At 43.7% G+C, this 1,892-nt stretch carries 3 protein-coding genes; all 3 read right to left on the minus strand.

Annotation, left to right across the window (positions count from 1 at the left end; genetic code table 11):
* On the minus strand, nt 1–209 hold a 209-nt coding region (locus tag DXA60_RS18370), incomplete at its 3' end, for a hypothetical protein (protein WP_147345414.1).
* A gap of 69 nt (nt 210–278) precedes the next feature.
* Nucleotides 279–1,292: a C40 family peptidase gene (locus tag DXA60_RS18375; RefSeq protein ID WP_117922686.1), complete on the minus strand. Its 1,014-nt coding sequence runs from the start codon at nt 1,290–1,292 to the stop codon at nt 279–281.
* Between the two features lie 6 nt (nt 1,293–1,298).
* A partial coding sequence (locus DXA60_RS18765; RefSeq protein WP_158570899.1) for a hypothetical protein occupies nt 1,299–1,892 on the minus strand: 594 nt, incomplete at its 5' end.

The raw sequence follows: 1,892 nt of genomic DNA on the forward strand, positions 1-1,892 counted from the left end.
ATCCAGTTCCTGTTTGGAGATACCTTTAAAACCGGCATCTCTTCTGCCTGATCACTGCCTCTATACTCACCTTTTATCTTTTCTTTTGGTTTTAACTTCCTGATATGTACTTTCACTTTTTCCGGCAGTTTTGCATATATCTTTTTTAAAAACAGCCAGATCTTATTTTTTACTTTACTAATCATCACTTTTATCTGTTCTTTCTTCATATTAGAATATCTCCTTCCTATTTCCGCTCTCCCTGTCTTCTTTTCCTTTCTGCTGTTGCGACGTCGCATTTACTGCGACGGTGTACTGACCCTTCCAATACATACAAAGTGCTCTTTCCAGAAGCTTGTATTTAAGTCCGCAAAACCGATCGGGTTTCCAGCATGGAACATTCTGCCGTTTCCGGCATAAATTCCGACATGCGTGATGTAATTGTCTGTTTTGTACGTTTTTGTAAAAAAGACCAGATCCCCCGGCTGTGCTTCCTCCAGCTCCAGGTGCTGCACGGCTTCATACTGTTCCTGCGCTGTCCTCGGGAGCGATATTCCAGCCTGTCCAAAACACCATTGTGTTAATCCGGAACAGTCAAAGGATGTCTGTGGACTTGAGCCACCCCAGACATATTTCCATCCTTCATATTTATAAGCTTCCGCAAGGACTGCATTTGCTGTATCTGCCGGTAACGGCTCTGATTCTAAGTACTGTTTCACGAGATACACATAAAACATGTTCCCGTATTCATACCTCCAGCCGCCATTTTGTGCGATTGCAACCGGATTATCATACTTTACTTTCCTGCCACCGCATTTACTGCTTGCAAAATCACACGACAACTGAAATGTATGAGCCTTTCCCCTGACTGATACATAATCAATATATCCGGCTCCATAATTGTATGCCTGGATCACTGCATCAAGATCGCAACCTAACGTGTCCGCTTTCTGCAGCAACATGGCAAAATATGCAACCGCAGCCTTGATAGATTCCGAAGGAGTTTTCTCTTCCTCTGTCAGTCCACTGTTTCCAAGTGACTGCATCGGATCATTCCCTTCTCCTCCAGTCTCAACCATCATGATGGCAAGCAGATACTTTTCATACTCATGTATATTGTATTCCGCTGCCGTATCCCCGACAAAGGCTGCATATTCCCTTACTTTGTCAGACAAACCAAGACCGGATGCATGCGCCGGATCCCCGTCTTCACCATCATCGGATATTCCGATCAGCATCACGCCGCAAATCAAAAACAGAAAAACAGGAAACAAAATACATAACGTACCTATGATCCGTTTTACACGTTTCATCTCTTTTTATTTCCTCCTGTCTGTCCTCCGATCATCCTTTTTCAATCCTATTATCTTTTTTGCATGCGGTTCTGCATGTCCTGCGCTCCTTCGCTCTGCTAAAACATCACTTCTTAAGTCTTTTGCATTTCCGCCAGACCTTATAATGGTTCTGCCAGGTACAGACTCTGTTCCTGTTTCCGTTTCTCTTACATTTTGTCCACCATTTCTCTCCTGCAGCCCATGATCTTCATTTCTCTGCTGATGCAGGTCTTTCCTAAATTTTTCCTGATCCGGACTGCTTAACATTGTTCCGCAAGTTCCAAGTTCTTTTCTTACATCCTTGTTTGAATACGGAAGACGGGTTACACTCTGTTTATAACGGATATCCTCTAACGGTGTTCCTATGTGTTCTGCTTTCTGGTCATTTTTCCTGATCCGTTCTTCACTTCTTGCCATGTTCTGTAATTTTTCATCTGATGCTTTCCGCACCTGCCCCCTGCTGTCAATAAAGCTTTTTCCTGCTTTTGCGCCGCGGTTCAAGCCATCCACACCGCGGTATTTATCCAGTTCTTTTCCATTTACCGGAATCCGTTGGTGGAAGTCAATTCCATCATAACG

It is taken from the genome of Roseburia sp. OF03-24 (assembly GCF_003463035.1).
Classification (GTDB): Bacteria; Bacillota; Clostridia; order Lachnospirales; family Lachnospiraceae; genus Roseburia; species Roseburia rectibacter.

Bases quoted from the DNA above. Each gene is read 5' to 3' on its own strand.
- DXA60_RS18375 (WP_117922686.1), bottom strand. From the start codon at position 1,292: ATGAAACGTGTAAAACGGATCATAGGTACGTTATGTATTTTGTTTCCT.